At 64.3% G+C, this 6125-nt stretch carries 6 protein-coding genes; 5 read left to right on the forward strand and 1 reads right to left on the reverse strand.

Translation table 11 applies throughout. The features are described from left to right. The first annotated feature begins 101 nt into the window (after positions 1-101). The 4 genes from phnF (at position 102) to KFO72_RS15020 (ending at position 3486) form a co-directional block, all read left to right on the forward strand. Positions 102-860: a phosphonate metabolism transcriptional regulator PhnF gene (phnF, locus tag KFO72_RS15005; RefSeq protein WP_225032462.1), complete on the forward strand. Its 759-nt coding sequence runs from the start codon at positions 102-104 to the stop codon at positions 858-860. Further along, positions 857-1597 carry a DUF1045 domain-containing protein gene (locus tag KFO72_RS15010; protein WP_225032463.1) on the forward strand — a complete coding sequence of 247 codons (741 nt, stop codon included), beginning with the start codon at positions 857-859 and terminating at the stop codon, positions 1595-1597. The genes phnF and KFO72_RS15010 overlap by 4 nt, the downstream gene beginning before the upstream one ends. Then, positions 1594-2193, forward strand: coding sequence for a phosphonate metabolism protein/1,5-bisphosphokinase (PRPP-forming) PhnN (gene phnN / locus KFO72_RS15015; RefSeq protein ID WP_060605471.1), 600 nt, complete (start codon positions 1594-1596; stop codon positions 2191-2193). The genes KFO72_RS15010 and phnN overlap by 4 nt, the downstream gene beginning before the upstream one ends. A gap of 102 nt (positions 2194-2295) precedes the next feature. Next, positions 2296-3486: a M20 aminoacylase family protein gene (locus tag KFO72_RS15020; protein WP_225032464.1), complete on the forward strand. Its 1191-nt coding sequence runs from the start codon at positions 2296-2298 to the stop codon at positions 3484-3486. Positions 3487-3535: 49 nt separating this feature from the next. Here the strand turns inward: KFO72_RS15020 and KFO72_RS15025 are convergent, their stop codons facing one another. Then, on the reverse strand, positions 3536-4360 hold the full coding sequence (locus KFO72_RS15025; protein ID WP_060605474.1) for an IclR family transcriptional regulator: 825 nt from the start codon (positions 4358-4360) through the stop codon (positions 3536-3538). A gap of 400 nt (positions 4361-4760) precedes the next feature. Between KFO72_RS15025 and pcaF the strand changes: the two genes are divergently transcribed. Next, entirely contained in the window at positions 4761-5963 is a 1203-nt protein-coding gene (gene pcaF / locus KFO72_RS15030) for a 3-oxoadipyl-CoA thiolase (protein WP_054933726.1), read from the forward strand. Positions 5964-6125 lie beyond the last annotated feature (162 nt).

The raw sequence follows: 6125 nt of genomic DNA on the forward strand, positions 1-6125 counted from the left end.
TCGCTGGCTCGTGACAGAAGGGCGCGGTTTCATATTTCCGCCACGGCTTGCGGACTACAATGCACAGAACGCTTATTTGAACCGAAGGGAATGACAGCACCATGACATCGAACGACGGCGCAGCGCCGGGCACGATGCTAGAGCGGGGAGCGGGCGTCGCCGTGTGGCGGCAGATCGAGCAGATACTCGCGAAGGAGATCGCCGCAAGCGGCTTCGGCGAAAATGGACGTTTGCCGAGCGAGGGCGAGCTGGCGAAACGCTTCGACGTGAACCGCCATACGATCCGCCGCGCGATGCTGGGTCTTGCGGCTCAAGGACTCGTCAGCGTCGAGCAGGGGCGCGGCACGTTCGTGCAGCCGGGCGCGATCGATTACACGATCGGCCGTCGCACGCGCTTCACCGAAAACCTGCGTCAGCAACATCATTCGGCGGCGGGCACGATGCTGTCGGCGGCGCGCGTGAAGGCCGATCCGACTGTCGCAAAGGCGCTGGGACTTCGCGCGGGCGCATTCGTCTATCGCATCGAGTCGCTGCATGAAGCGGACAGCGTGCCGCTCACGTATGCGCGCAACTTCTATCCGGCCGCGCGCTTCGCCGATCTGCCCGATGTGCTCGAACGCGTGGGCGGCATGACGAAGGCGATGGCCGAGTACGGCGTGACCGACTATCTGCGCAAGTGGAGCCGTATCGGCAGCGTGCTGCCCGAGCCGGAAGTTGCACGGCGTCTGGGCATCAACCGGCAGCAGCCGGTGTTGTGGGTCGAGAACGTCGATGTCGATACGGAAGGCACGCCGATCAAATACGGCTTCACGCACTTCGCCGCCGACCGCGTGCAACTGATGGTGGAGCACGACGTATGAGTGCGGCCATCCAGCATGCGTGGAGCGCACAGGCGCGCTTCGCAATCTATTACGCGCCGGCGCGTGCGTCGGGCTGGTGGGACGCCGGCTCGACATGGCTCGCACGCGATGCCGAAAGCGGTACATCACTCGTTCCGCATGACGCGCCCGCGCTGTCGCAACCGCTCGCGCAACTGACGGCCTCGCCGCGCCGCTACGGCTGGCACGGCACACTGGTCGCGCCGTTTCATCTCGCCGAGCATGTGAGCGTCGCCGATCTGCTCGAAGTATCGGAAAACTGGGCGCAAACGCAGGTGCCGTTTGCATTGGCCGTCGAAGCGGCGACGCTGGGCGACTTCGTGGCCTTGCGTCCTGCCACGCCATCCGGCGACCAACAGATGCGCGCGCTCGCCGCCGATGCCTTGCGCACCTTCACGCCACTGCGCGTCGCGCCATCCAGAGCGGATATTGCAAAACGCATGGCAGCGCCGCTCACGGAACGTCAACGCGAATTGCTCGTCGAATGGGGATATCCGTATGTGCTCGACGAGTTTCGCTTTCACATGACGGTGTCCAATTCGCTCGACAACGCCGCTGATCGCGCCACGATCGTCGAATGGTGGCATCGTGAGGCGCAGCGTCTCGGACCGTTGACGATCGACGGCGCATCGATCTTCGTCGAGCCTGCGCCGGGCGAGCCGTTTATGTTGTGGCAACGGCTCGCGTTCACGGCGAACGGAGGACGGGGGAACGCATGAAAGGCCGCTTGATCTATGTGGTCGGCCCATCGGGCGCGGGCAAGGACTCGTTGCTGCATTTCGCGCGCGAGCATGTCGCGGGCACGTCCGTCGTGTTCGCGCATCGCTACATCACGCGCGAGACAGGGCATAACGAAAATCACATCGCGCTGACCCGCGCAGAGTTCGAGGCACGCTCGGCGCAGGGGCTCTTTGCGCTCGAATGGTCGAGTCACGAATTGCACTATGGCATCGGCATCGAGATCGATGCCTGGCTCGCGCGCGGTTGCACGGTCGTCGTCAATGGCTCGCGCGCGTATCTGTCGCGCGCCTTGAAGCGCTATCGGTATCTCGAAGTCGTGCATATCCACGCGGCGCCGCATATTCTTGCGGCACGTCTGTCGGCGCGCGGGCGCGAAACGCAAGAGCAGGTTTCGGCACGCCTCGCGCGTCAGGCGCCGTTCGCGCTGCCCGACGGCGCGCATCTGACGCATATCGACAACTCCGGCTCGCTGGAAGAAGCAGGCCTCGCGTTCGTCAACGTGCTGAAGGGCTTCGCGCACACGCATGACGGGAAGCATGCCGCCGAGCCCGCTTCGAGTGAAAGCGTCAAGTAAGCTCAAGATGTGGTCGTCTTACGGGCACAGCCGCGCGTTGCTATAGTTTGCGGTTTTAACGCTGCGCGCAAGACGCAGTGGGCAAACCCCGGAGTTCACCTGATGACCGACGCCACCCGTCTCACCGAAATCACCGACCTCGAACCCGCCGCCGCCGCGCTGCGCGAGATTCGCCATCACATTCACCACCATCCGGAACTCGCGTACGAAGAGGTCGCGACGGCGGCGCTCGTCGCGGAAAAGCTGGAAGCGTGGGGCTGGCAGGTGACGCGCGGGGTCGGCGAGACGGGCGTGGTCGGCACCTTGAAGGCGGGCGACGGGACGCGCAGCATCGGCCTGCGCGCGGATATGGACGCGCTGCCCATCACCGAGCAGACGGGGCTGCCGTACGCGAGCGGCACGCACGGCAAGATGCACGCTTGCGGTCACGACGGCCACACGACGATGCTGCTCGGCGCCGCGCAGCATCTCGCGAGCACCCGCCGTTTTTCCGGCACCGTGCATCTGTATTTTCAGCCGGCTGAGGAAAGCGGCATCGACAGCGGCGCGAAGAAGATGATCGAAGACGGCCTGTTCGAGCGCTTTCCGTGCGATGCCGTGTTCGGCGTGCATAACCATCCGGGCGCGGAGCCGGGCAAGTTTCTGTTCCGCAAGGGCGCGTTCATGGCGGCGGGCGACAAGGCGACGATCACGATCGAAGGCGTCGGCGGCCACGCGGCGCGCCCGCATCTCACCGTCGATCCCATCGTGATCGCGTCGAGCATCGTGATGGCGCTGCAGACCATCGTCGCGCGCAACGTGAACCCTTCGCAGCCCGCCGTGGTGACGGTCGGCACGATGCACTCGGGCGTGGCGAACAACGTGATTCCGTCGAGCGCGAAGCTCGAATTGAGCGTGCGCTCGTTCAGCCCGGAAGTCCGCGCGCTATTGAAACAGCGCATTACGGAGCTGGCGGAGAGCCAGGCCGCGAGTTATGGCGGCAAGGCGCACGTCGAGTATGTCGAGGGCTATCCCGTCGTCGTGAACACGGACGCGGAAACGGAGTTCGCGATCGAGGTGGCGCGCGAACTGGTCGGCGCGGAGAACGTCGAGCCGAACGCGGATATCCTGATGGGCAGCGAGGATTTCGCGTTCATGCTCGAACAGCGGCCGGGTTCGTTCCTGCGCTTGGGCAATGGCGTCGGCGAAGACGGCTGCATGGTGCACAACCCGCACTACGATTTCAACGACCGCAATCTGCCCGTCGGAGCGGCGTATTGGGCGCGTCTCGTGGAGCGCTATCTGGGCCGTTGATCGGGTGCGTTGAGCGCAGGCGCGGTGCGCCCACAGGCATCGAGCGGCCTCAGCCGCGCAACGCGACCATGTTCGACACCGACTGCGCGGCTTTCTGCAACGGCTCGAGAAACGCTTTCACCATCTGTTTGGCGGAATTGCGCTGCGCGTTGCCGCTGATGTTCATCGCGGCGATGATCTGCCCGCGCCGGTTGCGGATCGGCGCGGACAGCGAGATCAGCCCGCCCTCCAGTTCCTGATCGACGATGGACCAGCCCTGGCTGCGCACCTGCGCGATCACCTTCTTCAACTCGTCCTTGTCGGTGATCGTGCGCGGCGTGTGCGCGACGATGGGTGACGCGTCGAGGATCGCGTCGAGCGCCGCCGGGTCGAGCGCCGACAGCAGCACCCGGCCCATCGATGTGCAATACGCCGGCAAGCGGCTGCCGATCGACAGATTGATCGTCATGATCTTGTGGGTCGGCACGCGCAGCACGTAGACGATTTCCGTACGGTCCAGCACGGCCGCCGAACAGCTTTCGTGAACTTCCGCCGACAGTTCTTCCATGAATGGCTCGGCGAGATTCCAGAACGGCATCGACGTCAGATAGGCGAAACCGAGGTCGAGAATCTTCGGCGTCAGGCGAAACAGGCGGCCTTCCGCTTCGACATAGCCGAGCGTCTGCAGCGTCAGCAGAATGCGGCGCGCGCCCGCGCGCGTGAGACCCGTCGCGGACGCGACGTCCGTCAGCGTCTGCTCCGGCCGCTCGGCGTTGAACGCGCGAATCACCGCGAGGCCGCGCGCGAACGACTGCACGTACGAGTCGCCCGGTTTGTCCGGGGCGTCCGTCTCGTTGACGGGAACGGCTTGTGACGCGGCGGGTAGTTTGCTCATGGGACTATGTGAAATCGGTGCGAAACGTGCGGACGTCGGGACAAGCGGTCGTTACGCTACGGAAAGGCGTGACGATAGCGCAAGCGCCAGGATTCGCCAACTTCGTGGACGGGGGCGTGTGGCGCGCGCGAACCGGCCTCAGGAAAACCCGGCGAAGCGCGCATTCCTGCCGTTTTCGCCGTACCTTATTGCCGTTTTCGACGACCCACTCACCCTCCGGCGCGCTTGACAGTCTTTCCACGCCCCGCCTATTATCGAACCTGAAATGTTCGATAGATGATCGTTTGTTCGAGTATAGAACAAATTTGGCTTTATCGGCACGTTTTTTCGGGCGCTACCCAATGCGCCGATGCTGGCGCCTTCAACGATACGCCGGCCCCGCCATTACTGGAGACATCTCATGACGGAAGCTTTCCTGTGCGACGCGATTCGCACGCCGATTGGCCGCTACGCGGGTTCGCTGTCGTCGGTGCGCGCCGACGATCTGGGCGCTGTGCCGCTCAAGGCGCTGATGGAGCGCAACAAGGACGTCGACTGGAGCGCCGTCGCCGACGTGATTTACGGCTGTGCGAACCAGGCCGGTGAAGACAACCGTAACGTCGCGCGCATGTCGCTGTTGCTGGCGGGCCTGCCGAAAGACGTGCCGGGCTCGACGGTGAACCGGTTGTGCGGCTCGGGCATGGATGCCGTCGGCATCGCGGCGCGCGCGATCAAATCGGGCGAGGCCGGGTTGATGATCGCGGGCGGCGTCGAAAGCATGAGCCGCGCGCCGTTCGTGATGGGCAAGGCGACGAGCGCATTTTCGCGTCAGGCCGACATCTACGACACGACGATCGGCTGGCGCTTCGTCAATCCGCTGATGAAGCAGCTGTACGGTGTCGATTCGATGCCGGAAACGGGCGAAAACGTCGCAACGGACTACAACGTCAGCCGCGCCGACCAGGATGCGTTCGCGATGCGCAGCCAGCAGAAGGCGGCGCGCGCGCAGCAGGACGGCACGCTCGCGCAGGAAATCGTCTCCGTGACGATCCCGCAGAAGAAGGGTGATGCAATTGTTGTGTCGAAGGACGAGCATCCGCGCGAGACGAGTCTTGAAGCGCTTGCGAAGCTGAAGGGCGTCGTGCGTCCGGACGGGACGGTGACGGCGGGCAACGCGTCGGGCGTCAACGATGGCGCCGCGGCGTTGCTGCTCGCCAACGCGGAGACCGCGAAGCGCTTTGGCCTGACGCCGCGTGCGCGCGTGCTCGGGATTGCCACGGCGGGTGTCGATCCGCGCGTGATGGGCATCGGTCCTGCGCCGGCGACGCAGAAGTTGCTTGCGCGGCTGAACATGAACATTGGACAGTTCGACGTGATCGAGTTGAACGAGGCGTTCGCGTCGCAAGGTCTTGCTGTGCTGCGCGCGCTGGGTGTTGCTGATGATGATGCTCGCGTTAATCCGAACGGTGGTGCAATTGCGCTTGGGCATCCGCTCGGGATGAGCGGCGCGCGGCTTGTGACGACGGCGATGTATCAGTTGCAGCGCACGCAGGGCCGTTTTGCGCTGTGCACGATGTGCATTGGGGTGGGGCAGGGTATTGCGATTGCGATTGAGCGGGTTTGAGTGAGGGGATGGGGTTGGTCTGGTTTGGTTTGGTGTTCTAGCCTTTGCGCTGGCATCCGCGTTTTGCTTTTGATTTTGCTTTTGCTGGTATCCGCGTTATGGCTTGGCGCTGGCATCCGCGAATTGTTAGCGTGCTTCATGCGTCGCCCCTGTGCGGGGCGG

The organism is Paraburkholderia sp. XV (assembly GCF_020177535.1).
Lineage (GTDB): Bacteria > Pseudomonadota > Gammaproteobacteria > Burkholderiales > Burkholderiaceae > Paraburkholderia > Paraburkholderia caribensis.

What these genes read in the sequence shown, in the direction of transcription:
- pcaF (WP_054933726.1), top strand. Translation starts at nt 4,761, where the DNA reads ATGACGGAAGCTTTCCTGTGCGACGCGATTCGCACGCCGATTGGCCGC.
- KFO72_RS15025 (WP_060605474.1), bottom strand. Translation starts at nt 4,360, where the DNA reads ATGAGCAAACTACCCGCCGCGTCACAAGCCGTTCCCGTCAACGAGACG.
- KFO72_RS15020 (WP_225032464.1), top strand. Translation starts at nt 2,296, where the DNA reads ATGACCGACGCCACCCGTCTCACCGAAATCACCGACCTCGAACCCGCC.
- phnN (WP_060605471.1), top strand. Translation starts at nt 1,594, where the DNA reads ATGAAAGGCCGCTTGATCTATGTGGTCGGCCCATCGGGCGCGGGCAAG.
- phnF (WP_225032462.1), top strand. Translation starts at nt 102, where the DNA reads ATGACATCGAACGACGGCGCAGCGCCGGGCACGATGCTAGAGCGGGGA.
- KFO72_RS15010 (WP_225032463.1), top strand. Translation starts at nt 857, where the DNA reads ATGAGTGCGGCCATCCAGCATGCGTGGAGCGCACAGGCGCGCTTCGCA.